Genomic DNA, 24,642 nt, shown 5'->3' on the forward strand with positions numbered 1-24,642 from the left:
CTGGCGGTGCATGGTGGGATGCGGCTTTGAGTTCTTGAGCGCTGGCAGTGCTTGGTGGGATGCCGGCTTTGAGTTCTTGAGCGCCGGGGTCATGGCTGCGATGTCCCGTCCTCGCGCTTGCGCGCTGCGGGCGCGACTTCTCCGCCATGCCCCCGGCTCAAGCCGTCTCTATGCCAGAGGTCCGATCACACATTCGTTCGAGCGTGGGATCGGGGCCCTGCCATGCCCTAGGCTCGTATTCCACGGCTCAGTTATCTTCAGCAGCTTCGTTGTCTCAAGCCGCTCGTACGCCAGCGGCAGCCGTCGGCGAACCTGTGTTTTCAATCCGCCGATTGACGCCTCTGAGAGCCGCGGGCGTGCCGGAGAAGTCGCGCCCGCAGCGCGAAAGCGCGAGGACGGGACTTCGCAGGTGCGGCTGCGGCGGCCAGAAGAACATCAACCGCCGCATTGAGAACAGAAGCCGATCAGAAGAACGCCAACCGCCGCATTGCTGAGAAACAAAAGCCCGCCGAAACGGAGATGAGAGAGAGAAAAAACTCAGATGAACGCCTTCCGGATCCGCGAAGAAAGCATATCCGTCACGATCACGAACGCGATGATGATGATCATCACCGCGCACGTCTGCGCGTACTGGAAACTGCGGATGATCTCCCATAGCACCATCCCGATGCCGCCGGCGCCCACGATGCCCACCACCGAGGCGGAACGCACGTTCGATTCGAATCGGTAGAGGGAGTACGAGATCCATAGCGGCATCACCTGCGGGATCACCCCGTACACGATCTCTTCCAGCGCATTCGCGCCCGTGGCGCGCACGCCTTCCACGGGGCGCGGGTCGATGGCCTCGACCGCTTCGGCGAACAGCTTGGCCAGCACGCCCGTCGTGTGCACCCAAAGCGCCAGCACGCCCGCGAACGGGCCCAGGCCCACCGCCACGATGAACAGCATCGCGAACACCATCTCGTTGATCGCGCGGCAGGCGTCCATCAGGCGGCGCATGGGCTGGTAGATCCAGGGAGGCACGATGTTCGACGAGCACATCAGGCCCGCCGGCACCGCCACCACGATGGCCAGGAACGTGCCCCACAGCGCGATCTGCACCGTCACCAGCATCTCGGCCAGGTAATTGCGCCAGTCGCGGAAGTCCGGCGGGAAGAAGTCGGCCGCGAACGTGCCCATGTTGCCGCTGTCGCGCAGCAGGTCCATCGGCCGCATGTCCGCGCCTTGCCAGGACAGGCCCAGCAGCAGGAAGACGGCGGCCCAGGCCAGCAGCGTGGAGACCGGCGTGCGCAGTCGCGCGGAGGGCGCGGCGGAAGAAGAAAGAGTGTGGCTCAAGGGCGGGCTCGCGGAGGAGGGGCTGCCAGGGCCGGCGCTCGGGCCGGCCTGGCGTCGTTCTGGAAGGTGCCTTGGATGCGTGGGCGGCCCGTGCGAGGCAGGGCCGCCCGCGGTCTTACTGCTGCTTGGCCTGCGCGGCGGCCTGCTTGTCCAGGGCGGCCAGCTTGGCGTCGATCTCGGCGATGCGCCTGGCCTTGTCGTCGGCCGACAGGTTGGCGTCGTTCTCCAGGCGCCCCTTGGCACTGGCCAGGTCCATCTGGCGGATCGGGATCAGCTGGTTGTCGTCCGACGGGCGAAAGCCCTTGTAGGTCAGGCGCTTCAGGTTCTCCAGCTCCTGCTGCGAAGCCTTGCCGTAGTTGACGAAGAAGCCGCGGATCTTCTCCTTCAGCTCGGGCGACAGATCGGTGCGCCACACCAGCGGATCGGCCGGGATCAGCGGCGACTTCCACAGCACGCGCACGTCGTCCATGGCGTTCTTGCCGGTGGAGATGTGATAGCGCTCGACGGCCTCGGTATTGGTGATGGCCACGTCCGTCTGCTTGTTGATCACCGACAGCAGGTTGGTCTCGTGGTTGGCGATGCGCACGTTCTTGAACAGCGTCTTGGGCTCGACCTTGTTGGCCAGCCACAGGTAGAAGTTCGGCACCGCGGTGCCCGAGGTCGAGTTGGGATCGCCCGCGCCGTAGCTCAGGGTCTTGCCGTTCTTGATCACGTCCTGCACGCTTTGCAGCGGGCTGTTCTTGTTCGTCAGCAGCAGCGACCAGTAGCCGGGGTTGCCGTCCTTGTCGATCACGGAAGCGAACACCTCGCCCTGGGCGCGGTCCACGGCCTCGATGGCCGCCTTGTTGCCGTACCAGGCCATCTGCACCTTGTTGAAGCGCATGCCCTCGATGATTCCGGCGTAGTCGGATGCGAAGAACGGCTTCACGGGCACGCCGATCGCGCGGCTCAGGTCGGCGATGACCGGGTCCCAGGCGGACTTCAGGTTGGTCGACGATTCGGTCGAGATGATGCCGAAGTTCAGCGTCCTGGCGTCCTGGGCCAGGGCGGGCGCGCCGAGGACGACTGCGCTGGCGAAGAGGGCGGTAAGGGTCTTGACGAACATGGGGGGCTCCGATGAGGAGGGCAGGGGGGATGGCGGAATGAGAAAGGGGCGCGCGGTTAGACGGCGGCGTCCAGCGCCACCTGCAAGCCCTGGGCGCGCGGGCGCGCCGGCAGGGCGGCGGGTGCCGTGCCCCGCAGATCGGCCAGGTCGGCGCCGTACAGCTCCTGCTGCATGGCGGGCGTGAGCGCGGCCGAGGGGCCGTCGTACACCACGCGGCCGTGCCGCAGCGCGACCACGCGCGGGCAATAACGCAGCGCCACGTCGACCTGGTGCAGCGACACCACCACGGCGACCTTGCGGGTGCGGTTGATGTCGGCCAGCGTGTCCATGACGCGACGCGAGGATTCGGGGTCGAGCGACGCGATCGGTTCGTCGGCCAGGATGACGCGGGCATTCTGCACCAGCGTGCGCGCGATGGCCGCCCGCTGCTGCTGGCCGCCCGACAGCGTCGAGGCCCGCTGGAATGCATAGCCGTCTATACCAACCAGGGCCAGCGCTTCCATGCCGGCGGCCACTTCATGGCGCAGGAAGGTGCGCGTCAGGCTGCGCCACAGCGGCACGCGCGGCAGCAGGCCGGTCAACACGTTGGTGATGACGGGCAGGCGGCCCACCAGGTTGAATTGCTGGAACACGAAGCCGATGCCGGCGCGCGAGCGCCGCACCGAGCGGCTGATGCGGCCGCCGCGCTGGATCAGCTCGCCGTTGACGTGCACTTCGCCGCTATCGCGGTCGCCGGGCACGAAGCCGGCCAGGTGGCGCAGCAGGGTGGACTTGCCCGAGCCCGAGGCGCCCAGCAGCGCGATCATCTCGCCGGGCGCGACGCGCAGGTCGACATTGTCCAGCGCCTTGCTGCCTGCCTTGAACGTCTTGGACAATCCGCGTACGTCGATGGCGTGGGTCATTAGGGTCTCCCGCTTGAGATGCTGGCGGAAGTATGGGGACCGCAAATGACCGCCCCGTGAAGCGGGATCGTAAAAAATCGATGGTATGCCATGAAAAGGGACGGAGTAATGTCATCAAACTGACATCAGTTCCGTCCCAAGCCCCGGAGGCTGCGAGCGCCATAAAGCACCAGGCCGCCGGCGCGGCCTGGCGCAGGGATCACTGCGGCTGCACGTTGAATTCCTTCACGACGCCGCTCCACACCTCCCGCTCCTGGGCGATGGCCTTGCGCAGTTCGTCCGCGTCCGTGAACTGCAGCTCGGCACCCTGCTGGGCGAGCGCGGCCTTCAGGTCGGGTTGGGCCAGCACCTTCCGCAGCGCGCGCGAGAGCGTCCGCACGGCCTCGGGCGGGGTGCCCTTGGGCGCGACGAAGCCGAACAGGTTGTCCGCCGCGACGCCCGGCACGCCGGCCTCGGCCAGCGTGGGCACGTCGGGCAGCAACGAGACGCGGGCCTTTGAGGCGACGGCGAGGTAGCGCAGCTTGCCGCCGGACACCAGCGGCATCGAGGACGGCAGGCTGTCGAACATCATGGCGGAACTGCCGCTGGCCACGTCGGGCAGCGCCTCGACGCTGCCCTTGTACGGAATGTGCACCATCTGCAGTCCGGCCTTGGCCGCGAACAGCTCGGACTCCAGGTGCGACAGCGTGCCGGTACCCTGCGAGGCGAAGTTGTACTTGCCAGGCGCCTGCTTCACAAAGGCGGCCAGTCCGGCGACGTCATGGATGCCCAGGGACGTGGGCACGACCAGCGCGTGCGGCACGGCGCCCACGCCGGCCACCGGCACGAAGTCGGTCTCCAGGTCGGCCTTCCAGTCCTTGTAGATGGCGCGCGCGATCTGCGTGTTGGTGACGGCGGCGAGATACAGCGTGTAGCCGTCGGCGGGCGCGCGGGCCGCGGCGACCAGCCCGATGGCGCCGCCCGCGCCCGGCCGGTTCTGCACCACGACCGACTGGTTCAGCTCCGCCGCCAGCTTCTGGCCGACCGCGCGCGCCAGCACGTCCGTGGCGCCGGCGGGCGGGAACGAGATAATGACCTGTATGGGTTTCTCGGGATAGGCCGCCTGCGCCGCGGGGGCGGCGACCAGGCTGGCCAGCAGCAGCGCGCCCAGGCGCCGGAGGGATCGGAAAGCGGGGACTGCGTTCATGCGGGGTTTCCCTTGGAGTGTGGTTGTCGTAGCGCGTGTTGTCTCCACGTCCTCCAGGGATTCGGCACGGGGCGGTGCGCCCAGGCCGGCCGCGGATCTGTGCCCGCTGGACCGGCGCGAACGGCGCCGGCAGGCAAAAGATACGCTGCCGGCGGGAAGGGATCAATCGACTCTGTTTGTTTCTGCCGCAAACGGAGTCGATGGGTCCCGCCGTGTCACTCCGCCTTCAACCCCAGCCGCTGGATGGTGCCGGTCCATCGCTGGAATTCCTGCGCGATGTGCGCCTTGCACTGCGCGGGGTTCAGGTTCATGGGCTCGGCCCCCTGGAAATCCAGGCTTTCCTTCACCTTGGGATCCTTGATGGCGGCCTGGATTGCCTGGTCCAGCCGCGCCAGGATGGCGGGCGGCGTGCCGTTGGGCGCGGCCAGGACCTGCGCCGTGCCGGCGTCGAAGCCCTTGAGCTGCGGAATGCTTTCCGACAGCGAGGGCACATTGGGCAAGGCCGACGAGCGGCGCTCGGACGTCACCGCCAGCGCCTTCACCTGGCCGTTCTGGATGAACGGCATGGCGCTGTTGAACGAGCCCGAATACATGAAGTTGACGTTGCCGGCCGCCAGGTCGGTCAGCGCGGGGCCGTTGCCCTTGTAGGGCACGTGCTGGAAGGTCAGCCCCAGCTTGCCCGCCACGTCCATCGCCACCAGGTGGTCGACCGAGCCGTTGCCCGACGAGCCCAGGAAGAACCTGGACGGGTCGGCCTTCATGGCCTGGTACAGCGCCTGCGGGCTGTCGGCCGGATTCTTCTTCGACGCCAGCAGGATCAGCGGCACGGCCACCGAGCAGCTGGCCACCTCGAAGGCCTTGGTCGGATCCAGGTCCGCGCGGTTGAACAGCGCGGGCGCGGTGGTCAGCGACGAGGTGCCGTACAGCAGCGTGTAGCCGTCCGGCTTGGCGCGCACCAGTTCCTGCGTGCCGATGTTGCCGCCCGCGCCGGGCCGGTTCTCGATCACGATGGGCACCTTCAGCTCCTCGGATACGCGCTTGAACAGCACCCGCCCGATGGCGTCGGTGGGGCCGCCCGGCGCGAAGCCGATGATCAGCGTGATGGGCTTGTTCGGATAGGCGTCGGCGGCGCGCGCGGACGGTACGCCGGTCGCCAGCGCGGTCAAGGCCAGGGCCAGCAGGGCTTGCTTGCGGATCATGATGTCGTCTCCTCTTGTGATTCTTCTTGCGGCGCGATGCCGCGGTCGTGTCCGTGCGGCGGCGCGCTCGTGCCGCGCTCGTGTTTCCACGGTGGCGCGGTAGGGCGACGCGGCGTCAGGCGCGTTCCAGGTTGTCCAGCCAGGCCGGCGCATGCGCCCCGTTGGGCGCGGGCGGCAGGTTCCAGTGGGCTCGCGTGCGCGAGAACTGGGCCACGGGCGGCAACTGCTGCAGCGGGCCGTAGGCGGAGGGGCGCGTCTCCAGCAGCGGCGCCAGGCCGTCGGCGAAGTGGCGGCGCGCCTCGCGCGGCGCGAATCCCGCGTCCAGGCCCAGGCGCTGCACCCACATCGAGGTCTGCGTCAGCGACACCTTGACGTGGTAGCTGCCGCCTTCGGTCGCGCGGCGGATCAGCGCCAGCATCGCGCCCGTGGCGCCCAGGTAGCCGGTCAGGTAGTCGTTCAGCAGATAGGTCGGCACCACGCGCGGACGGCCGCCCGCGGCCTCGGCCATCGCGATGCCGCTGGCCACCTGGCCCAGTTGCTCGAAGCCGCCGCGCCGCGCCCATGGCCCCGTGTCGCCGAACGCGGTGACGCTGACGTACACCACGCCGGGCCGCAGCGCCACCGCGTCTTCGGGGCCGAAGCCGCGCCGCGCCAGGCTGCCCGGCCGCCACGATTGCACCACCACGTCCGCGCCGCTGATGAGCTCGCGGGCGCGCAGGCGGTCTTCCTCGCGCTCCAGGTCCAGGAAGGCCGAGCGCTTGCCGATGTTGGTGTCCACGGTCTGGCGGAAGGGGTCCTGCATGGCGGGCGGGGCCACGCGCAGCACTTCGGCGCCGTGCTCGGCCAGCGAGCGCGCCACGACGGGGCCGGCGATCACGTGGCCCAGGTCCAGCACGCGCAGGCCGTCCAGCGGGCGGTTCAGCGCCTGCGCGGGCTCGGGGTCGCCGTCGGCGATCTTGATGACCTCGACCACGGGCAGCTGCGCCAGCAGCTCGCCCTGCGGGTGCGCCAGCCATTCCTCCGTGGTGCGCGCGTACACGCCGGGCAGGCGGCGTTCCTCGAAGGCCGCCTCCAGCGCGTCGCCTTCCCAGCGCGCGATGCCGCGGGCCAGCGCGGTGGGGTTGTTGGCGCAGTCCAGCAGGTCCAGCACGCCGTCGCGCAGGTGCGGATAGGAGCCGATGGGAAAGAACCAGCGGTCGTCGGCGGTGCGGTAGAAATCCGCCTTCAGTTCGGTCAGCAGGGACAGCGCGGGCAGGCCGTAGCCGCTCTGCGTCTGGAAGTGGCCGGGATTGAGCGAGCAGGCCGCCTGCATCCAGTCGATGCCCACGTTCTGGCGCTGGCCGGTGGCCAGGTGCCACCATTTCTCGACGGCCAGCGCATAGGCGCCGATGGCCGCGCCTGCCGACAGCGTCAGCCGGTGCGGCGAATCGAAGGCCGGCGCGCGCCCGTAGAAACGCAGGCGTTGCGACGGCGGTTCGTCCCAGGGCGCTTGCGCGCCGAGGATGTCGGCGATGGCCTGGTAGGCATCCTCGGGCTTGGGATGGGGGGCATCCATGGTCTCTGTCTCCAGCGTTGGGGGTCTTTGCCGGGCAGTCTATAAAGCCCTTTTACCCTCGTCCAACATATAATTCCTCGGTCTGTAAGACGAAAAAAGTCTTTATGCTGAACAGCCGCCTGCTCAGGCAATTCATTGCCGTGGCCGAGGAACTGCACTACGGCCGCGCCGCCGCGCGGGTCGGCATCGCGCAATCGCCGCTCAGCCAGGCCATCCAGAAACTCGAGACGCAGGTCGGCACGCCGCTGCTGGTGCGCAACAAGCGCTCGGTCGCGCTGACGCCCGCGGGCAAGGTCTTCCTGGAAGAGTCCTACCAATGGCTGCGCTACGAGCAGGTGGCCCTGCAGCGCACGCTGGGCGCCGCGGACGGCGGGGCGGGGCAGCTGTCGGTCGGTTTCATCGGCAGCGTCGGCTATGGCTTCATGCCCGAGCTGATCAGCCGCTTCCGGCACGACCATCCGCAGGTGCGGCTGCGGCTGTCCGAGATGACCACCAAGGACCAGCTGGAGCAGTTGCGCGGCCGCGCGCTGGACGTGGGCCTGCTGCGCACGCCGCTGCCCGTCGAGGCGCCGCAGATCGAGACGCGGCTATACCAGCGCGACAGGCTGATGGTGGCGCTGTCGCGCAGCCATCCGCTGGCCGCGCAGGCCCGCATCCACCTGAAGCAACTGGCGGGCGAGTCCTTCGTGGCGTTCTCGCGCGAGAAGGTGCCGGCCGCGCACGCGCAACTGATCGCGGCCTGCGCCACGGCGGGCTTCTATCCGGCCATCGAGCAGGAGTGTTCGCAGATCGCCAGCGTGATCTGCGTGATCGCCGCCGGCCTGACGGTGGCGCTGGTGTCCGGCAACCTGACCTCGCTGATCCATCCCAAGGTGCAGTACGTGCCGCTGGCCGACCGCCTGCCGCTGCTGGAGCAGGAGGTGGCCATCGCCTGGCGGCGCAGCGACGAGAATCCGGCGCTGGCGTCGTTCCTGGCGGTGGCGCGGCGGTTGGAGGACACGCACGGGAAACTGTCGGCGCGATCTGGTGTCCATGCAAGTGGACTGGGCACAGCGTAGGCGTATTTCCGATGAACGTTGCCGATTTTCCCGATGAACTGATCGCCGCCTTGCGGCGCGCCTCGCACGTCGTCTTCCTGACGGGCGCCGGCGTGTCCGCCGAAAGCGGCATCCCCACGTTCCGCGATCCCATGACGGGCCTGTGGGCGCGGTACGATCCGATGGCGCTGGCCTGCGCCGACGCCTACCGGCGCGATCCGGAACTGGTCTGGGGCTGGTACGAATGGCGCCGCATGGGCGTGCTGCGCGCGCGGCCCAACGGCGCGCACCTGGCCATCGCGGCCATGGCCACGCGCGTGCCGCGGGCCACCGTCGTCACGCAGAACGTCGACGACCTGCACGAGCGCGCCGGCAGCCGCGGCGTGCTGCACCTGCACGGCCGCCTGGACCGGCCATTCTGCTTCGCGTGCCGGCGCGATCACGCGTTCGCGGCCGGCATCCCCGACGAACCCGAAGGCGGCCGCCGCCTGGCGCCGCCGCGCTGCGCGCAATGCGGCGGGCCGGTGCGCCCTGGCGTGGTGTGGTTCGGCGAGGCCCTGCCGGAAGCGGAATGGGAGGCGGCGGTAGAGGCCTGCGGCCAGTGCGACGTGCTGTTCAGCATCGGCACGTCGGCGGCGGTGCAGCCGGCCGCCGGGCTGTCGGCCCAGGCCGCGCGGCGCGGGGCCTGCGTGGTGCAGGTCAATCCGCAGCCCACGCCGCTGGACGGCGTGGTGGCGTACAACCTGGCCGGCCCGGCGGGCGAAGTGCTGCCGGCCCTGTACGACAGGGCGTGGGGTCGCGGCCCGGCGTGATCGTCGACGTCGCATAACGTGGGCCCATGGTGCGCACACCGGCATGGCCAATTCTCTTCATCGGGACCATGGGCCGACGCCTTGCGCGGTCACGAGGCCTTGCGCCGCGGCCTTGCCACCGGATGCACCGCGCCGCGCAGGGCCTGGAGCACTTCATGGGTCAGCGCCGAGGCGTCGTGCCGATGCAGCATGGCCACGGTGGTCGATGTGTCCTCGTCCGCCAGGGGCACGAACCGCACGCCGGCGGGCGCGATGGCCCGCATGCTGGCCGGCAGCAGCGATACGCCCAGCCCGGCGGCGATCAGCGCCAATTGCGTGGTCTTGCGCGAGGTCGCACGCGCTGCATTGGGAAAGAAGCCGTTGCGCAGGCAGAGCTCCGCCACGCGAAAGCTCAGGCCGCCGCGTTCGGGGTGGGGCAGCGAGACGAAACGCTCGTCGCGCAACGCGGCGATGCTCACGTGCTTCCTGCGTGCCAGGCGATGCGCGGCTGGCGCCGCCAGCATCAGCGGTTCGATATGCAACGCCTCGATCCGCACGGCGGGGTGCCGGTGCTGCACGGGTAGCCGTGCCAGGCCGACATCCCCGAGCCCCTGCTCGATGTCGTCCCCCTGGTGCTCGGACGACAGTTGCGATATCTCCAGCGACACGCCTGCGCGCGCATCCAGGAAAGCCTGGATGCGGCCCATCAGCGTGGCGTCCAGCGGCACCGAGCTGGAATGCAGCAGCCGCACGACTCCTTGCTCGCCGCGTTCGGCGTGCTGGGTCTGAACCAGCGTCTCGTTCAGGTTGAACAGCAGGCGCTTGGCGCCGTCGTAGAACGTGCGGCCGGCCGGCGTCAGTTCCACGCGGCGCGCGCCACGCGTCAGCAGCTGCGCCTGCACGGTGGCTTCCAGTTCCTTGATCTGGCGGCTCAGCGCCGACTGGGCGATGTACAGCCGCTCGGCGGCCAGGGTGTAGTTGCCTGCCTCTACGATTTCCACGAAGTAGCGCAACTGCCGCAGCGACACCATGCCTATGCCTTTTTGAGATGGGTTGGCGAGAATTCGCTATTTTCCACGATCCCCGGCCGAGCCTATAGTCGCTTGCCGGCACGGACCGCCAAGGCGGCCGCGCCGATCGCGACGCGATCCAGCCGGGCGCGTCTTTCCCTTCGATGCCGCGTGGCAATGGCCGGCGGTGCTTCCGTAGAAATCAGGACCCACGATGCCGTTGCCTGCCCATCTCGCCCTTGCCGACCTGTCGATCATCTGGCTGGGGGTGGCGCTGGCCTACCTGGTCTTCGGCATCGCGGGCTTCGGCACCGCCCTGGTGGCCAGCCCGGTGCTGGCGCAGTTTATGCCGGTGGCGCAGGTCGTGCCGCTGCTGGCCCTGCTGGATTTCTGCGCGGCGGCGGCCAATCTGGCACGGGACGGCAGGCAGGCCGACGTGGCCGAGTGCAAGCGCCTGGCGCCCTGGATGCTGGCGGGCAGCGGCATCGGGGCGGGCATCCTGCTGTACACGCGGGCCGACGTGCTGCTGCTGCTGCTGGGCGTATTCGTGACCGTCCATGCGCTGTATTCGCTGGCGGGCGGCTACCGGTCCGGGTCGAGGCTGTCACCGCGGCTGGCCATGCCCTTCGGGCTGGTGGGCGGCGTGTTCAGCGCGCTGTTCGGCAGCGGCGGCTTCCTGTATGCGATCTATCTGCAGGGCAGGGTGGACGACAGGCAGCGCATGCGCGTCACGCAAAGCGCGTTGATCGGCCTGTCCACGCTGACGCGGGTGGCGCTGTTCCTGGCCGCCGGAGTCTATGCGGACAGGGACCTGCTGCTCCTGGCGACACTGCTGATCCCCAGCATGCTGATCGGCGTGCGGGTGGGCAGGCGCATCACGCTGCGCCTGTCGCGCGAGCAGTTCGTGCGCGTGGTCAACGCGGTGGTTCTGGTGTCGGGGATATTCCTGTTGGTACGGTACTTTTCGTGATTCGCCGGGACGTGGGTCAGGCCCGCTTGGACTCGATGCCGTTCAGGAACATCCCCACGAAACAATCCATGATCTCGGGCGCGGTCTTCTCCCCGTCCGGGCGATACCAGCGCGACAGCTGATTCAGCGACGACAGCAGGAACTTGCTGGCCAGGCTGACATTGGTGTCGGGCCGGAACAGGCCTTGGGCCACGCCGTCGCGTATCGCGTCCTTCAGCAGGCCCTCGTACGCATCGCGCCATTCCAGCACCAGCGCGCGGTGCTCGGGATTCTCGGCGCGCCAGAACAGCAGCGAGCCCGACACCCAGCTGTCGTGGTACTGCTCGTAATACGCCACCGATGACCGCATGAATGCATGCAGCCGCGCGCGCGGCGTGCCGTCGCTGGCCAGCACATCCTTCTGCACGTACTCGAACAGCACGCGCATGCCAGTGGCCACCAGGCTGCGGTACAGCGTGTCCTTGTCCGGGAAGTGGTGGTAGAGCGCGGCCTTGGACACGCCCACCTCGGCCGCGATCATGTTCAGCGAGGTGCCCTGGTAGCCGTGCCGCGCGAACAGCCGGCGGGCAACATCGATGATCTGGTCGTAGCGTCCGGGGTCCCGCGCGGTCATGGGCTGATGTCCTGTGGTCGAAAAAGCCGAGGCCGATGATAAAGGGAAAACGGGACTTGAATTTCCCGGAAAACCGCCTATCATCTGAACTTACCGACCGGTCGGTAAGGTGTATGGATCATCCGCCACATCGACCGGAAAAACAAGTTTTGCCCAGGCAAAACATATAGATAGGTGGAGACGACATGCGCAGCGGAACGCGAGTTTTGCTGGCGATGGGCGCATGCTGCGCGTTGCTGGGCGCCATGCCCGCGCGCGCCGCGGAACCTTTCCCCAGTCGGCAGCCCATACGCCTGATCGTGCCGTTCGCCCCGGGCGGCGGCGCGGATGCGGCAGCCCGCGTGGTGGCGGTGCCCTGGGGCAAGGCGCTGGGCCAGTCCATCGTGGTCGAGAACCGGCCCGGCGCGGGCGGCACGCTGGGGGCAGGCTTCGTGGCGCAGTCCAAGCCCGACGGCTACACGTTGCTGTTCACCACGCCGGGCCAGCAGATGACGGCTCCCTATCTGTTCAAGAACCTGCCGTACGACCCGTACAAGGGCCTGGTGTCGGTGGGCAAGATGCTGGAAGGCGCCAACGTGCTGGTGGTCACCAAGAGCCTGCCGGTGCACAGCGTGCGCGAACTCATTGAGTACGCGCGCGCCCATCCCGGCAAGCTGGGTTTCGCCAGTTCCGGCGTGGGCTCGACCAGCCACCTGGCGGGCGAGCTGTTCAAGCAGGAAGCCCGCATCGACATCTTCCACGTGCCGTATCGCGGCACGGGCCTGGCGCGCAACGACGTGATCGGGGGCCAGGTGCCCATGACCATCGACACCCTCAGCGTCTATCTGCCGCAGATCCAGGCGGGCGAGGTGCGCGCGCTGGGCGTGTCGACGCCGCAGCGCAACCCGGCCGCACCCGACATCCCGGCCATCGCCGACACGCTGCCGGGCTTCGAGGCCGCGCCCATCAACTACGTCACCGCGCCGGCGGGCACGCCGCGCGACGTGCTCGACAAGCTCAACGCCACGCTGAACCAGGTGCTGGCGGACCCGCAGGTGCGAAAGAGCATTCCGCCCGGCACCGAGCTGGACGGCAGCACGCCCCAGGAGATGGACGCCCTGGTGGCGTCGGAGCAGAAGAAGTGGAAACGCCTGATCGACAGCGCAGGCATCAAGCCCGAATAGCTGCATACAAGCAGCCCAGGAGACATCAGATGAGAAGACTGCTGCGCGCCTGCGCGGCCGTGGCCGCGTTCGCGCTGCCGGCGGCCGTGCCGGCAGGCCAGAAATATCCCGGCCAACCCGTCACCATCGTCGTGCCGTATGCGCCGGGCGGCGTCACCGACGTGTATGGCCGCGCCATCGGGGAGTACCTGGGGCGGCAATGGAAGGTGCCCGTGATCGTGAAGAACGAGAGCGGGGGCGCCACCATGATAGGCACGCAGGCCGTGGCCCGGGCCGAGCCGGACGGCCTGACCATCCTGCTGACCAGCTACGCCTATACGTCGAATCCCATCCTGCGCAAGGACATGACGTACGACAAGGATGCCTTCCGGCCCGTGATGCTGCTGGGCAACAGCCGCAACCTGCTGGTGACGTCGGGGCGGTCCGACCTGAAGACCCTGGATGACGTCGTCGCCAAGGCGCGCAAGGCGCCGGGCACTCTGCGCCTGGCCTCGTCCGGCATGGCGTCCAGCCCGCACATCGCCGCCGAGCTGTGGGCGAAGGCCGAAGGCGTGAAGATCACCCACGTGCCCTATCGCGGCACGTCCCCGGCCATGAACGACGTGTTCGCGGGCCAGGTGGACGGCATTTTCGACGGAGCCTCGGCCATGCCCAACGTGCATGCCGGCCGCCTGCACGCCATCGCCATCGCCAGCGAGCAGCGGCATCCGGGCGCACCCGAGGTGCCCACGTTCCGCGAACTGGGCGTGGACCTGGTGTTCGGCAGCTGGTTCGGCTTCTTCGTGCCCAAGGGCACGCCGGACGCCATCGTCGACCAGCTGAACGCCGACCTGCGCAAGTCGCTGGCCGATCCGGTCACGCGCGCCGCCATCGACCGCACGTCCTTGCTGGTGGAGGGCGGCTCGCCGCAGCAGTTCGCCAAGTTCCTGGATTTCGAGTCCGAACGGCTGAAGACGCTGGTGAAAAGCGGCGTGGAGCTCAACACGCAATGAATGCCCGGGACCGGGCCGCGCACGCGCCTGCCCGGTCCGGCCCGTACCGACCGCCCGCGCGGCGGCAACCCATGGAGTGAACGATGTCCTATGAATGCCTGGAAGTCGAACGCGAGGGCCACGTGGCCGTCGTCTACATGAACCGCGCGCCCGTCAACGCGCAGAACGCGCAGATGCGCTCGGAGATCATCGAGGTGTTCGACAGCTTCAACGATGACGACGACGTGCGCTGCGTGGTGCTGGCCAGCCGGCTGAAGGTGTTCTCCGCCGGCGCGGACGTGTCCGAGCGGCCCGCCATCAAGCAGAAGGGGCCGGGCGCGTACTGGCGCCACAACCGCCTGGTGCGCGAGTCGTCGCTGGCCATCGCCGAGTGCAACAAGCCCATCATCGCCGCGGTGAACGGCGCGGCGCTGGGCGCGGGCTTCGGCCTGATGACCTCGTGCGACATCTGGGTGGCGTCCAGCGACGCCTACGTGTCCATGCCGGAGATAAACGTCGGCCTGGCGGGCGGCACGGCGCTGCTGCAGCGCGTGTTCGGCAAGTCGCGCGCGCGGCGCATGTTCTTCACCGGCATGAAGGTGTCGGCCGACGAGCTGTACCGCCTGGGCCTGATCGAGGCCAGCCTGCCGCCCGACCAGTTGATGCCCTATGTAATGGACCTGGCGCGCGAGATCGCCGGCAAGGCCCCGATCGCGCTGCGCTATGCCAAGGAGGCCTCGCAGGTCACGGCCTCGATGCCGCCGCGCGAGGGCTACCGCTTCGAGCAGAACATCACCGTGGCGCTGTCCAACACCGAGGACTCGCGCGAGGCCCAGCGCGCCTTCCTGGAAAAGCGCGCGCCCGTCTACAAGGGGCGTTGAGATGTCCGCCGTGCTGAATCCCGAGTTTCTGTCCCTGCCCAGCAGCGGGCACCGCGAGCCCGCCGAGGACGCCGCGTTCCGCGAGGAACTGCAGGCCTTTGCCCGCGCGCATTGCCCGCCGGAGATCCGCTCGGTGGTGGCGGCCGGCGACAAGATCACCCGGCCCGTCTACAGCCGCTGGCAGCAGATCCTGAACACGCGCGGCTGGGCGGCGCCCAACTGGCCGCCCGAGCACGGCGGCACCGGCTGGGACCTGCGCCGCCGCATGATCTTCGAAGAGGTGATGGCCGACCTGGACTGCCCGCCGCTGTATCACCATGGCCTGGGGCACATCGGCCCGGTCATCATGCAGTTCGGCACAGAACAGCAGAAAGCGAAGTTCCTGCCGCGCATCCTGGACACCACCGACTGGTGGTGCCAGGGCTATTCCGAGCCGGGCTCGGGCTCGGACCTGGCCTCGCTGTCCACGCCGGCCGTGCGCGACGGCGACCACTACGTCATCAACGGCCAGAAGATCTGGACCTCGCACGCCCATGAGGCCGACCGCATCTACCTGCTGGCGCGCACCTCGCGCGAGGGCCGCAAGCAGGAAGGCATCTCGCTGTTCCTGATCGACATGGACACCCCGGGCATCCGCGTGCGGCCGATTCCCACCATCGACGGCTGGCATCACGTCAACGAGGTCTTCCTGGACGACGTGCGCGTGCCGGCCGACCGGCTGGTGGGCGAGGAGGGCCGCGGCTGGACCTGCGCCAAGTATCTGCTGGAGCGCGAACGCCTGCCGCCCGCCAGCGTGGCGCAGTTGATGCGGCAATGGCGCCGCGTGGCGCGCCTGCTGCACGAGCGCCGCCAGGCCGAGCCGCTGCGCGACTACGGCGCGCTGGACGACGAGCTGTTGGCGCTGGCCGCGCGCATCAAGGGCGCGCGCGAGATGCTGGCGCAGGCCATCGACGCCATGATGCGCAAGGAGCCGCTGGACGCGAAGCCCTCGGCCCTGAAGCAGGCCTGCAGCGTGGTCTCGCAGTCGCTGACGCGCATCGCCTACCTGGCCGTGGGCGAGGGCGGCACGCAACGCCTGCTGCGCGAGGACGACGCGGCCTCGCCCGACGGCACGTGGGTGCAGAACTACCTGTTCGCGCGGTCCAAGACGATTGCCGGCGGCACGACCGAAGTGCAGCTCAACGTCGTGGCGCGGTCCCTGTTCGGCAGCTGATTGGAGCCTACAGACATGTCATTCGAACCTACCATCGCCTTTCCCGGCCTGCTGTCCGACAGCGCCGTGCGGATGGCGCAAGACCAGGCCGGCCGCCATCCGCTGCGTCCCGCCGCCGCGCTGATCGGCGAGATGGGCTGGAACGCGGTGCTGGTGCCCGAGGCCCACGGCGGCGCGGGCGGCGACTTCGCGGACCTGGCATCCATCGTCGAGGGGCTGGCGCTGCATGCGGTGGACCTGCCCGTGATCACCCGCTGCGGCATCGTGCCGGCCGTGCTGTCCGCCTTGCCGGACTCGCCGCTCGCCGCGCCGTTGCTGGCCGCGTGCGCGGAAGGCGCCGCCGTGATCGAACTGGCCGGCCCCTTGGCCACGGCGGAGCCCGTGCGGCCGCTGGTGGCGCGGCTGCACGACAACGCCTGGCGGGTGTCGGGCGCCACCGCCCCGGCCCGCCTGACCGACGATTGCACGCACGTGCTGCTGGCCTGCGAGGAAGACGGCGGCGGCCCCGTGCTGGCCGCGGTGCCGCGCGCCGCGCTGGAAGGGCTGCCGGCCGTGGCGTACCGCACGATGGAAGACCAGCCGGTGCAGGTCTACGAGTTGGCCGACTGGGCCCTGCCGCCCGACGCCGTGCTGGCCAGCGGCGCGCCGGCCCGCGAGGCCCTGCGCGCCGGCTGGCGCGTGGCAGTGGCCGCCGTGGCCACCGACACGGTGGCCTGCATGGGCGCGGCACTGTCGCGCACCATCGCCTACCTGCTGGAGCGCCGGCAGTTCGGGCAGGCGCTGGCCCAGTTCCAGGCCTTGCGCCACGACGTGGCCCGGCTGTATATCGAATACGAGATCGCGCGCAATCTGCTGCAGGCGTCGCTGCGGGCCCTGGACGCCGAGCCGGGGCAGGGCAACGACGCCGCCTTCGACCTGCTGGGCCTGCACGTCGGCCAGCAGGCCGTGCCGTTCGCCGAGACCGTCATCCAGCTGCACGGCGGCATGGGCATGACGCGCGAAATGCCCGCCGCCCGGCTGGCCGTGCGCATGCTGGCCAATGCCGCGCGCCATGGCGATCCGCTGGCGCACCGGCGCAGCCTGCATGCGATGAGAAAACAGTGAGCCCGCGGCCCGCCGGCGTGCGCGGCACGAGCGCGCAACAGCCTGCGGGCCGTCCTGAAGTCGGCTGGCGCAGCGCGCAGCACGGAGACACAATGCGTACCGATCATCCCTTGCAGGCTTTCTTCGATCCCGGTTCCGTCGCCATCATCGGCGCCTCGTCCGACCCGGACAAGCTGGGCGGCCGGCCCATCCGCTTCCTGCGCGACGCGGGCTACGCCGGCCAGATCTTTCCCATCAATCCCAAGTCCGACACGGTGCAGGGCCTGAAGGCCTATGCCAGCCTGGCCGACGTGCCGCAGGCCATCGACCAGGCGCTGATCATCGTGCCCGCGCCCGGCGCGCAGGCGGCCCTGCAGGCCTGCATCGACAAGGGCATCCGCCACGTGCAGGTGCTCAGTTCCGGTTTCGCGGAAGAGGACGACGCCGGCCGCGAGCGCCAGCGCGCCCTGGTCGAGCTCGCAGGCAGGCACGGCGTGCGGCTGACCGGCCCCAACTGCCTGGGCGTGGTCAGCGTGCACAACCGCTTCTATGCCACGTTCTCCACAGCGCTGGAGGCGCTGGCGCCGCGGGAGGGCGGCATCAGCTTCGCCACGCAGAGCGGTGCGTTCGGCTCGTGCGCCTATGCGCAGGCCATCCAGCGCGGCCTGGGCATCGCCCGCATCGTGGCCACCGGCAACGAGGCCGACGTGGACGTGGCGCAGTGCATCGATTTCCTGGCCTCGGACGACAAGACCCGCGTCATCTGCGCCGCCATCGAGGGGTGCCGCGACGGCGACGTGCTGCGCCGCGCCCTGCGCAAGGCCGCGGCTGCCGGCAAGCCGGTGATCCTGATGAAGGTGGGCACCTCCACCCGCGGCCAGGTGGCGGCGGCCACGCACACAGGCGCCGTGGCCGGCAACGACCGCATCTTCGATGCCGTGGTGCGCGAATGCGGCGCCTGGCGTGCGGCCACCATCGAGCAGATGCTGGACATCGCCTACGTGTGCACGCAACTGGCCAAGCCCGCCAACAACCGCGCCGGCATCCTGACCGTGTCGGGCGGCATCGGCGTGCTGATGACCGACGACGCCGAACGCATGGGCGTCGACATTCCCGTGCTGCCGGCCGAGGTACGGCGGCGCGCGCACGAACTGGTGCCGTTCTCCATCGGCGAGAACCCGCTGGACACCACCGCCCAGATCGGCGCGGTGAAGAACGGCGTGCCTCGGCTGGCCGAGGTGCTGCTGCAGGACACGGACTGGTCGACGCTGTGCATCTACCTGGCGCAGATTCCGTGCGACGAGAAGCGCTTTCCGGTGATGCTGGAAGGGCTGTCGGACCTGCGGCGGCGCTATCCCGACCGGCTGATCGTGCTGGTGGGGCCGTACAGCGAGCAGATGCGGGTGGCGATCGAGGCGAGCGGACTGGTGATCTTCGCGGACCCGGGACGCGCGATGGCCGCGGTCGGCGCCGCCTGCGGGATGGCGGCTCGGCGCTGCGCGATGGATGCGGCGCGCGGGCAGCCGGGGGCGGCGCATGGCGAGGCGTCGGCCCACGTCGACGCTCAGGCAGATGCCTCCATTGGACGGGGGCAATCGGCCAGGGCCGTTTCGGCAGCTGCGTCGGTGTCCGCACCGCAGCCGGCCGCGCCGAGGCCGGCCGCGCCGCAGCCGGCCGCGCCGCGCATGGCTCCGCCGGCTTTCGGCACGCGCCTGGACGAGGTCCAGGCCAAGCAGGTGCTGGCCGCGTATGGCCTGCCCATGCTGGACGAGACGCTGTGCGCCGATGCCGACCAGGCCGTCGCGGCCGCGGCGCGGGTGGGCTATCCCGTGGTCGCCAAGATCGTGTCGGCGGACATCCCGCACAAGACCGAGATCGGCGGCGTGCTGCTGAACCTGAAGGACGAGGATGCCGTGCGCTCGGCCCATGCGCTGCTGCGCCAGCGCGCGGGGCAGGCGCCGGTGTCGGGCGTGCTGATCGCGCCGATGTGCGCGCCGGGCACGGAAATCATTTTGGGCGTGCACGTCGATCCGCTGTTCGGCCCGATGGTGATGTTCGGCCTGGGCGGCGTCGCGGTCGAGCTGTACCAGGACGTGGCCTTCGCCACCGCACCGCTGGACGAGGCGCGCGCCCGGGCGCTGGTGGGGTCGGTGCGCGCATCGCGCCTGCTGGAGGGATGGCGCGGCCAGGCCGCGCTGGACGTGCCCGCGCTGGTGCGGGCCCTGGTCTCGCTGTCGCAACTGGCCTACGACTGGCGCGGCGTGCTGGCCGGGGTGGACGTGAATCCGTTCGTGCTGCGCCGTGACGGCGGCGTGTGCCTGGATGCGCTGATCACGCTGAAGGCGCAGGCGTGATCCGGCGGCCGCCCCTGCACGCAGCGGCCTGACTCATGGGCTGGCAGGCCTCGCGGCGCCTTGCCATGCGGGCACCATGACCTTCCACGTCCCTTGCGTGGGCGCGATGCTTTGCGCGCACGAGACGGCCACCCGGTGCAGCACGCCTCGGCAGTCGGGGAAAGCGCCAGCGTGGCAAGACCAAGCACGCGTACTGCGATGGATGGCTTCATTCGCGCTTCCGCAGAGGTCGGGTTGTTGCATGGGCATCGCGCGCGGGAATCGGCACAGGCTCGGCTACCGTTGCGCGATTACAGCGCATCTCCTGCGCGTAAAGCTGTCACCGAGCAGCGGTGGCCGAACGGCTTGCTACTTCGCCAGGTCGTACTCCCATTGCACCGGCTCGTCGTTGCTGTACCAGTTGCCCCGGTTCCAATACAGCTTGCCATCGTGCGGCGACAGTCCCATCACGCCCAGGTAGCCGGGGATGGCCAGCTGGCGCCAGGTGCGGCCACCGTCGCGGGTATAGAAATGCGCGTCGGTGTCGATCTCGGCGCGGTCCTTCGTGAAGGGCGCCAGCCATCGCGGCAGGACGGTATCGCCCCACAGGCTGACCACCTGATACTGGCCGTTGCTCCAGAAATAGCGCGCCAACGTGCGGTCCTGCGCCAGCCAGCGGGGCAGCAGGGAGGGCATCCTTTGCCGCTCGACCCATTTGCCGGTCGCGGTATCGAGCCGGACGAGCCATTTGCCGTCCTCGTCTTCCTGTACGGCGTAGGTCCTGCCATCGAGCGAGGTCGACAGCTGCACGATGCGCGTGCCGGCCTGGCGAGTCACCTTCGTGACTTGCCATTCGCCTTCCGGCCCCAGGCGCGAAAGCTCGGCGCGGGTAGTAAGCGTCAGCCGCCGGCTGCCCTTGCCCGCGTCATGCCAGATGACCTCTGACGCCCAGGCGTACGCGCGCTCGCCGCTTGTCTGGACCACGTAGCGATCCTGGTCCATATCGCGGCGGTTGGGAAAGGTGGCCATCGAGTCGCCGACCAGTTCGCGCAGGTAGGCATTGGGGGCGATCAAGGGTTCGGGGCTGTAGACCACGCGCGAGGTCCGGCCCTGATCGGGCGAATGGAACAGGCCGGTGGGCTTGATTTCGCGGCCGTCCGCGGCGTGGCGCGGCGTCACGGGCTCGGGGCGGCCCCAGACGGTCTCGGCGGCCTCCCCGGTGGGTTCGCCGCCCCAGGCCCAGACGTCCTGGTCCGAAGCGAACGTGGGCGCCAGGTTCGAGGCGAATGTGTCGACCTCGGACAGGAAGCCGGATTGCACCCACTCCCAGGTCGCGCCGTGATCGGCGGAGCGGAACACGGCAGTCTGTTCGCGCGCCAGCGACGACGACTGCGGGCGCTCGACGTCGGTCAGCAGGAACAAGGTGTCGGACTGCGGCGACACCACCATGCAGGCGCTGTCCGGCACGGCGGCCACGAGCTTGAAGCTGCCGTCGTCCTGCAGGCGCGCCAGCGTGGTCAGCTCGGGCCGCGAGCCGAATCCGCGATAGCCTTGCCGTTCATCGTCCTGCTGGTCCCGGGCAACGAGCCGGCTCAGGTCCTGCACGCCTTCCGGTACGTACGAGGCCGAACCGAGAGCGTCCTCGTTGCGTGCGATCAGCCAGGTGCCGTGGCGGGTCTGGACGACGCCGGTGCAGCCTTGCGCCATGCTGCGCCAGCGGGCGCTGCCCAGCTCCCCGGTCACCGCCATGCCGGGCGCGCTGCCGGCCAGGCCCAGGTTGGAACGCGCAAGCGTCCACGCCACATAGGCGGGCAGGGCGGCGCACAGCGCCAGCACGGCCAGCACGGCGCTCCAACGCCGCGGCGAGGCGCGCATCCGGCCGCTGGCCAGGCACAGCAGCACGAAGGCGGCGATGGTCACGGCGACGGCCCAGGGCAGGGCGCTTTGCGGATCGCCCGCGAACTGCCGCGGCAGCGAGTAGACCAGTCCCGGGCTTGCCCATGCCGCGAGCCACGCGAGGGCCAGCAACACGAAGCTCGTCAACAGGTAGGCGCCGATGCCCGCCAGCAAGGGCTTGAGCACCATTGGGAACGCGCCGTCATCGGCAAATTCGACGCGGCGCGCGTACACATGGGCGGCCACGGCGCACGCCAGGCCGGCCAGCCCGATCTGGCCGAGCGCCAGCGGCAGGCTCAGCCCGTTGAGCGCCTCCATGGGCAGGTCGACGTCCGCCAGTTCCGCCATCCACGGCCACAGGCCCATGTAGACGGCCTGCAGCAGCGCGACGTGCATTCCCAGGCATCCCAGCAGGAACGTCGCGAATACGGTGGGTCGTCGCAGCGCAGGCACCCCGGGCTCGACAGGCGGGACGACTGTGTTCGATATCGCGCCGGCGGACGCCCGAGCGGACCGGAAATGCAGCCACGTGGGCAACCAGGCCCATAGCGGCGCCGATGCGTAGATCACCGCGGTCAGCGTCCAGTACTCCCTGCGCAGGAAAGGCGCCATCTGGTCCAGGTCCGCCGCTTCATGCAGCCTGCGCAGGCCCTCGAAGGACAAGCCCTGCACATAGGCGAGCAATTGATGGCGGAGTGCGAACGACCAGACCAGCGCGGCCGCGATGAAAACGATCCAGCCGCGGGCGCCTGCGCCTGCCGCGGCCCATGGCCTGCGGCGCAGGATCCGGGCGCTGAACAGGAACACGAGCAGCACTTCGATGGCCAGCACGGGCGCAAGCGCCAGCGCCTGCTGGAACCCCTGGGGCACGTTGAGCACCTGCATCGGCACGATGGGATACACGTGGCGCAGCCAGGCCTCGTGCGTCCGTACCAGCGCTTCGAAGGTCTCCGGCGGCAGCAGGTCCAGCAACACCAGCAACAGGTCTGGAATGCCGCGTATCAGCAGATACGCCAGGGCGATTTTCAGGGCGTGGCGCTTGGATCCAGAGACGTCGGGTGCGGGCATGTCCGGCAGGGTGGCGTAGTCGAGGGCGCATTATTCCCGCAGCGCGCGCGGCGGCCGTTTCAGGATTTGACGAGATCTTGCGGAAGGTTCTGGAGCTGCACGATGCCGCCTATCGCAGGCCCATCGCGGCCGATCGCACGCGATTCGATGCGCCTCATCGCAGCCTCGTGTGCGGATGGACACGCGGGTTTCTCGCGGCGAGCATCGTCGCCCTCCTGCGGTCGAGCCGCCCCGTCGATCCCAGGGCGGATGACACGCAGTCCTGCTTTGCACATAATGCCCGTCACCGGTGGAATGCGCGCCGCAACGATCAGGAGAGTCCCTGCATGTCTGCCCCACGCACGGCGAGTCTGCAATCGGCGTGGCGCCGCGGCGCCTTGCCTGGACTGCGGTCAGGACTGCTTGCCCTGGCCATGCTGGCCGGACTGGGCGCACCGGCCTGCGCGCCCGTGGCCCACGCCTTCGACCGGCAGGCCCAGACCGAGCGGTACGCGCGCTGGGTGGAGGACTTTCAGCGCGACTTCCGCAAGCTGTCGGGCCTGCGCGATCCAAGCGATGCGGACATCGAGCGCCTGTTCGCCGACACCATCGTGCCGGGCTCGCGCGCGGTGGATTTCGTGCGGCTGCTGAGCGAACAGCCCGAAGGCTCGGCAGCGGGCGGCATCGCGTTCCAGGGGCCGGCGCGGCTGGTGTTCGGCGTGCTGCGCGACGCGGTGGTCGCCGGAGACGGCGGCCTGTACACCGACCAGCCGAAGGACAGGGCTCCGCTGCAGTTGCGCGTCTGGTACCTGCACATCGACGGCGGCGGCCTGCTCGAGCCTTACTTCAACGACCCCGAGGCCTTCAAGCCCTACGGACTGCCGCCCGAGGGCACGCTGACGCGGCACGCGTATCCCTTCCTGCTGTTCGAAGAGGGCCCGCGCCTGCGACTGGGCGCCATCACGCAGGAGTTCTGGGGCGTGATCCGTTTCCTGGACAACAAGCAGCATGGTTGAGACGACGATGAGGCGACATGCCGTACGCGCATTGGGCGCCTTGCTGTTGTCGTCCTTGCCCGCGCTGGCCTGGGCGGCCTGCGAGCCGCTGGACGCGCCGCTGGACCGCAGCGCGCAATCCGAAGGCCTGCACGCCCAGGCCCTGGGCCTGGAGCTGCCGGCGCACGACACGCGGGTATTGCTGGGCCCGAAGGGCGAGCGCGTGCTGGCCGGGCCGGCGCCGATCGTGCTGGCGGATGACGACCTCGTCCCCCGGACCTGGATCGACGCGGTCGACTGGTCGGTCTATGGCGTGGCGGACCCCAGGCGGGCGTTGACGTTCCTGCAGCGCGATGCCGACGGACGCCTGTGCCGCGTCGACCGCCTGCGCGCCACGCGGGGCGGCGCGGTGGACGAGGGCGGCTTCCGCCTTGCCTACGATGCGCAGGGCAGGATCACCGGCTACGCCGAATACGACGGCCCGCGCGACGGCGGCAAGCTGCGCAGCCAGGCTTGCCTCACGCGCGATGCCCAGGGCGGGGTCCTCGCCGCGCGCGCAGAATGCGGCGCCTCCGGGCCGGGCATCGCCACGCCGGGCGCCGCCGCATCGGACGTATCCACGCCGGACGTCTCCACGCCGGACGCCGCTGCGCCGGGCGCCGCTGCGCCGGCCGCGGGCGTGTACTACGTGCGTGATGCGCAGGGCAAGCTGCTGCGTACCGTCGACCTGCGCGCGGGCCCGGAGGGTGCGGTGGTGCGCCGCCTGGGCACGGACGGCAAGGTGGATGCCGTGTACCGCCTGATGCCGGACTCCGCGCATCCCGACACGATGCTGGCCTACGCCGTGCCCCGGAATGACCGCGACCGCGTGCTGGTGGTGGCCGCCGGCACCTCGCCGGTGGTCCCCACCGGCATTCCCGACGAGGCCTGGCAAGTGGTGCGCGTGCCCGCGGACACCCTGGTGGACGACGGCATGTATTCGTGGGATCCGGCCGTGCAGACGGTGCTGCTGCAAGGCCGCAGCACCCCGAACGGCAACGTGGTGCTGGGCGCCGACCAGGCGCACGCGTTCCATCGCGCCCTGCTGGAAACGCCGGGCCGGGTGTTCCTGTACTACTCTCCCATGAGCCGCGTGCTGCCGGTCAGCGCGCTGGACGCGCAGACGTGGCGGCGCTGCATCGATCCGACCCAGGCGGATCCGAAGGCGTGCGGGTAGGGCCAGAGGGAGGCCGAGACGCGGTGTATGCGGCACCGGCCGTGGCCCGCGGCCACGATCCACAGTCCGCTCCCGGCCTACGGGCATGCCCCGCAACGCCGGCCATGGCGGACGGCCCGAAAAGCAAAAAAGGCACGCCAT

General features: G+C 69.7%; 20 protein-coding genes. 11 read left to right on the top strand and 9 right to left on the bottom strand.

The annotated features are described in order from the left end of the window. Window positions 1-537: 537 nt before the first annotated feature. From phnE to FS845_RS10880, 6 genes are all read right to left on the bottom strand, one after another. On the bottom strand, window positions 538-1,293 hold the full coding sequence (phnE, locus tag FS845_RS10855; RefSeq protein WP_409929284.1) for a phosphonate ABC transporter, permease protein PhnE: 756 nt from the start codon (window positions 1,291-1,293) through the stop codon (window positions 538-540). Between the two features lie 157 nt (window positions 1,294-1,450). After that, a complete protein-coding gene (gene phnD / locus FS845_RS10860; protein ID WP_144634246.1) occupies window positions 1,451-2,440 on the bottom strand; it encodes a phosphonate ABC transporter substrate-binding protein in 990 nt (329 codons plus the stop codon). Window positions 2,441-2,496: 56 nt separating this feature from the next. Next, window positions 2,497-3,342 (bottom strand): phosphonate ABC transporter ATP-binding protein, encoded by an 846-nt coding sequence (gene phnC / locus FS845_RS10865; RefSeq protein ID WP_144634249.1) that lies wholly within the window; start codon window positions 3,340-3,342, stop codon window positions 2,497-2,499. A 199-nt stretch (window positions 3,343-3,541) separates the two neighbouring features. Beyond that, window positions 3,542-4,528, bottom strand: coding sequence for a Bug family tripartite tricarboxylate transporter substrate binding protein (locus FS845_RS10870; RefSeq protein WP_144634252.1), 987 nt, complete (start codon window positions 4,526-4,528; stop codon window positions 3,542-3,544). A gap of 215 nt (window positions 4,529-4,743) precedes the next feature. Further along, entirely contained in the window at window positions 4,744-5,727 is a 984-nt protein-coding gene (locus FS845_RS10875; protein ID WP_186332237.1) for a Bug family tripartite tricarboxylate transporter substrate binding protein, read from the bottom strand. Window positions 5,728-5,842: 115 nt separating this feature from the next. Then, complete coding sequence (locus FS845_RS10880; protein WP_144634261.1) at window positions 5,843-7,282, bottom strand: CoA transferase; 1,440 nt, start codon at window positions 7,280-7,282, stop codon at window positions 5,843-5,845. 104 nt (window positions 7,283-7,386) lie between these two features. Between FS845_RS10880 and FS845_RS10885 the strand changes: the two genes are divergently transcribed. Both FS845_RS10885 and FS845_RS10890 read left to right on the top strand, forming a co-directional pair. After that, complete coding sequence (locus FS845_RS10885) at window positions 7,387-8,340, top strand: LysR family transcriptional regulator (RefSeq protein ID WP_144634264.1); 954 nt, start codon at window positions 7,387-7,389, stop codon at window positions 8,338-8,340. A gap of 11 nt (window positions 8,341-8,351) precedes the next feature. Further along, window positions 8,352-9,131: an SIR2 family NAD-dependent protein deacylase gene (locus tag FS845_RS10890; protein WP_144634267.1), complete on the top strand. Its 780-nt coding sequence runs from the start codon at window positions 8,352-8,354 to the stop codon at window positions 9,129-9,131. A gap of 89 nt (window positions 9,132-9,220) precedes the next feature. On the opposite strand, the gene FS845_RS10895 is transcribed toward FS845_RS10890, so the two are convergent. Continuing rightward, complete coding sequence (locus FS845_RS10895; RefSeq protein WP_144634270.1) at window positions 9,221-10,141, bottom strand: LysR substrate-binding domain-containing protein; 921 nt, start codon at window positions 10,139-10,141, stop codon at window positions 9,221-9,223. Window positions 10,142-10,334: 193 nt separating this feature from the next. On the opposite strand from FS845_RS10895, the gene FS845_RS10900 reads away from it, so the two are divergent. Then, a complete protein-coding gene (locus FS845_RS10900; RefSeq protein ID WP_144634274.1) occupies window positions 10,335-11,090 on the top strand; it encodes a sulfite exporter TauE/SafE family protein in 756 nt (251 codons plus the stop codon). A gap of 16 nt (window positions 11,091-11,106) precedes the next feature. Here the strand turns inward: FS845_RS10900 and FS845_RS10905 are convergent, their stop codons facing one another. After that, entirely contained in the window at window positions 11,107-11,703 is a 597-nt protein-coding gene (locus FS845_RS10905) for a TetR/AcrR family transcriptional regulator (RefSeq protein WP_186332238.1), read from the bottom strand. 185 nt (window positions 11,704-11,888) lie between these two features. On the opposite strand from FS845_RS10905, the gene FS845_RS10910 reads away from it, so the two are divergent. The 6 genes from FS845_RS10910 to FS845_RS10935 all read left to right on the top strand — a co-directional run bounded on the left by FS845_RS10910 (window position 11,889) and on the right by FS845_RS10935 (window position 19,368). After that, complete coding sequence (locus tag FS845_RS10910) at window positions 11,889-12,866, top strand: Bug family tripartite tricarboxylate transporter substrate binding protein (protein ID WP_144634280.1); 978 nt, start codon at window positions 11,889-11,891, stop codon at window positions 12,864-12,866. A 29-nt stretch (window positions 12,867-12,895) separates the two neighbouring features. Next, window positions 12,896-13,858 carry a Bug family tripartite tricarboxylate transporter substrate binding protein gene (locus FS845_RS10915; RefSeq protein ID WP_144634285.1) on the top strand — a complete coding sequence of 321 codons (963 nt, stop codon included), beginning with the start codon at window positions 12,896-12,898 and terminating at the stop codon, window positions 13,856-13,858. Between the two features lie 83 nt (window positions 13,859-13,941). Beyond that, window positions 13,942-14,718 (top strand): enoyl-CoA hydratase/isomerase family protein, encoded by a 777-nt coding sequence (locus FS845_RS10920; protein ID WP_144634288.1) that lies wholly within the window; start codon window positions 13,942-13,944, stop codon window positions 14,716-14,718. 1 nt (window position 14,719) lies between these two features. After that, entirely contained in the window at window positions 14,720-15,931 is a 1,212-nt protein-coding gene (locus FS845_RS10925) for an acyl-CoA dehydrogenase family protein (RefSeq protein ID WP_144634291.1), read from the top strand. Between the two features lie 15 nt (window positions 15,932-15,946). Further along, the gene (locus FS845_RS10930; RefSeq protein ID WP_144634294.1) at window positions 15,947-17,035 is read left to right on the top strand and encodes an acyl-CoA dehydrogenase family protein; all 1,089 of its coding nucleotides are present in this window, start codon (window positions 15,947-15,949) and stop codon (window positions 17,033-17,035) included. Between the two features lie 92 nt (window positions 17,036-17,127). Beyond that, the gene (locus FS845_RS10935) at window positions 17,128-19,368 is read left to right on the top strand and encodes an acetate--CoA ligase family protein (protein ID WP_144634296.1); all 2,241 of its coding nucleotides are present in this window, start codon (window positions 17,128-17,130) and stop codon (window positions 19,366-19,368) included. Window positions 19,369-19,716: 348 nt separating this feature from the next. On the opposite strand, the gene FS845_RS26495 is transcribed toward FS845_RS10935, so the two are convergent. Then, entirely contained in the window at window positions 19,717-22,311 is a 2,595-nt protein-coding gene (locus FS845_RS26495; RefSeq protein ID WP_186332239.1) for a hypothetical protein, read from the bottom strand. Between the two features lie 326 nt (window positions 22,312-22,637). Here FS845_RS26495 and FS845_RS10945 point away from each other — a divergent pair, with 326 nt between their 5' ends. Both FS845_RS10945 and FS845_RS10950 read left to right on the top strand, forming a co-directional pair. Beyond that, window positions 22,638-23,306: a hypothetical protein gene (locus FS845_RS10945; protein ID WP_144634299.1), complete on the top strand. Its 669-nt coding sequence runs from the start codon at window positions 22,638-22,640 to the stop codon at window positions 23,304-23,306. 7 nt (window positions 23,307-23,313) lie between these two features. After that, window positions 23,314-24,501: a hypothetical protein gene (locus FS845_RS10950; protein ID WP_144634302.1), complete on the top strand. Its 1,188-nt coding sequence runs from the start codon at window positions 23,314-23,316 to the stop codon at window positions 24,499-24,501. Window positions 24,502-24,642: the final 141 nt, after the last annotated feature.

It is taken from the genome of Bordetella genomosp. 13 (genome assembly GCF_007679965.1).
Taxonomy (GTDB): domain Bacteria; phylum Pseudomonadota; class Gammaproteobacteria; order Burkholderiales; family Burkholderiaceae_B; genus Bordetella.

Coding starts and splice junctions, on each gene's coding strand:
- phnD (WP_144634246.1), bottom strand. CDS start 2,440: ATGTTCGTCAAGACCCTTACCGCCCTCTTCGCCAGCGCAGTCGTCCTC.
- phnC (WP_144634249.1), bottom strand. CDS start 3,342: ATGACCCACGCCATCGACGTACGCGGATTGTCCAAGACGTTCAAGGCA.
- FS845_RS10870 (WP_144634252.1), bottom strand. CDS start 4,528: ATGAACGCAGTCCCCGCTTTCCGATCCCTCCGGCGCCTGGGCGCGCTG.
- FS845_RS10875 (WP_186332237.1), bottom strand. CDS start 5,727: ATGATCCGCAAGCAAGCCCTGCTGGCCCTGGCCTTGACCGCGCTGGCG.
- FS845_RS10880 (WP_144634261.1), bottom strand. CDS start 7,282: ATGGATGCCCCCCATCCCAAGCCCGAGGATGCCTACCAGGCCATCGCC.
- FS845_RS10885 (WP_144634264.1), top strand. CDS start 7,387: ATGCTGAACAGCCGCCTGCTCAGGCAATTCATTGCCGTGGCCGAGGAA.
- FS845_RS10890 (WP_144634267.1), top strand. CDS start 8,352: ATGAACGTTGCCGATTTTCCCGATGAACTGATCGCCGCCTTGCGGCGC.
- FS845_RS10895 (WP_144634270.1), bottom strand. CDS start 10,141: ATGGTGTCGCTGCGGCAGTTGCGCTACTTCGTGGAAATCGTAGAGGCA.
- FS845_RS10900 (WP_144634274.1), top strand. CDS start 10,335: ATGCCGTTGCCTGCCCATCTCGCCCTTGCCGACCTGTCGATCATCTGG.
- FS845_RS10905 (WP_186332238.1), bottom strand. CDS start 11,703: ATGACCGCGCGGGACCCCGGACGCTACGACCAGATCATCGATGTTGCC.
- FS845_RS10910 (WP_144634280.1), top strand. CDS start 11,889: ATGCGCAGCGGAACGCGAGTTTTGCTGGCGATGGGCGCATGCTGCGCG.
- FS845_RS10915 (WP_144634285.1), top strand. CDS start 12,896: ATGAGAAGACTGCTGCGCGCCTGCGCGGCCGTGGCCGCGTTCGCGCTG.
- FS845_RS10920 (WP_144634288.1), top strand. CDS start 13,942: ATGTCCTATGAATGCCTGGAAGTCGAACGCGAGGGCCACGTGGCCGTC.
- FS845_RS10925 (WP_144634291.1), top strand. CDS start 14,720: ATGTCCGCCGTGCTGAATCCCGAGTTTCTGTCCCTGCCCAGCAGCGGG.
- FS845_RS10930 (WP_144634294.1), top strand. CDS start 15,947: ATGTCATTCGAACCTACCATCGCCTTTCCCGGCCTGCTGTCCGACAGC.
- FS845_RS10935 (WP_144634296.1), top strand. CDS start 17,128: ATGCGTACCGATCATCCCTTGCAGGCTTTCTTCGATCCCGGTTCCGTC.
- FS845_RS26495 (WP_186332239.1), bottom strand. CDS start 22,311: ATGCCCGCACCCGACGTCTCTGGATCCAAGCGCCACGCCCTGAAAATC.
- FS845_RS10945 (WP_144634299.1), top strand. CDS start 22,638: ATGTCTGCCCCACGCACGGCGAGTCTGCAATCGGCGTGGCGCCGCGGC.
- FS845_RS10950 (WP_144634302.1), top strand. CDS start 23,314: ATGAGGCGACATGCCGTACGCGCATTGGGCGCCTTGCTGTTGTCGTCC.